The following is a 988-nucleotide window of genomic DNA, read 5'->3' as shown; positions in this document are numbered from 1 at the left end:
GTGGTCGGGTTGCTGACCGTGTAATTGCTGGCCAGCCCCGTGCCATCGGCCAGGCTGCTGCCGCTGACGACGATGGTTTTGTTGCTGCCTGCGTTTTTGTCGCTGAACACGCCCGTCGCGCCGGACAGCAGCAGTGTTTCACCGCTGACCAGACCCGACAGGCTTCCACCGGACAGGGTCGCGTCGAGCAGGCCGTCATAGACTTTGTTGTCGGCCGTCATGCCCGTCACCGTCAGTGCCTTGGGCGTAATGTTTGCGCTCAGTCCGCTTGGGTTGCTGATCGTATAGTTGCTGGCGAGGCCGCCATTGCCGCCATTGACCAGGGTCGAGCCGCTAGCGGTGACGGTTTTGCCGGCGCCTGCGTTCTTGTCGTCGAAAGTGGCCACCAGTCCCGTCACGCCCAGCGTTTCCGAACCGACCAGGCCGCTGATCGAACCGCCCGACAAGGTCGCCTTGGTGTTGCCGTCGTAGACTTTATTGACCGCCGACATGCCGGTGATCGTCAGCGCCTTCGGCGTGATATCGCCGCTGCCGCTGCCGGTGCTGAGCGCCAGGTTGTAATTGCCCGCATCCGTGCCAGCCAGGGCGATGCCGCTCACGGCTACTGTCTTGCCGCTGCCGACGTTCTTGTCGGCAAACGCGGCCGTCGTCGCGCTGAACGACAGGCTGTCGCCGCTGAACATGCCATTGAACGTGGCGCCGCCCGCATTGATGGTGGCCTTGGTGTTCGCGTCATACACCTTGCTGTTTGCCGTGATGTTCGTCACGCTGCTGATGGTTGCCTTGCTGATATCGGCCGTCAGGGCGCCCGGATTGCTGACCGTATAGTTGCTGGCCAGCCCAGTGCCATCGGCCAGGGTGGCGCCGCTCACGGTCACGCTCTTGCCCGTGCCCACGTTCTTGTCGCCAAACACCCCCGACAAGCCGGACAGGCCCAGGGTTTCCCCGCCCACCAGGCCGCTCAAGGTGCCGCCCGACAGGGCCGCAT

The 988-nt window shown here is 64.2% G+C and carries 1 protein-coding gene; it reads right to left on the bottom strand.

All coding sequences use genetic code 11. The features are described 5' to 3' along the window. Positions 1 to 988, bottom strand: a 988-nt coding sequence (locus tag K0F86_RS27150) for a YDG domain-containing protein (RefSeq protein WP_257572412.1), incomplete at both ends; no start/stop codon positions are given.

This window comes from Janthinobacterium sp. UMAB-60 (genome assembly GCF_900095235.1).
In the GTDB taxonomy this organism is placed as follows: domain Bacteria; phylum Pseudomonadota; class Gammaproteobacteria; order Burkholderiales; family Burkholderiaceae_D; genus Janthinobacterium.
The sequence above is the reverse complement of the archived record's forward strand: the minus strand, read 5'-3'. Positions and strand labels throughout refer to the sequence as shown.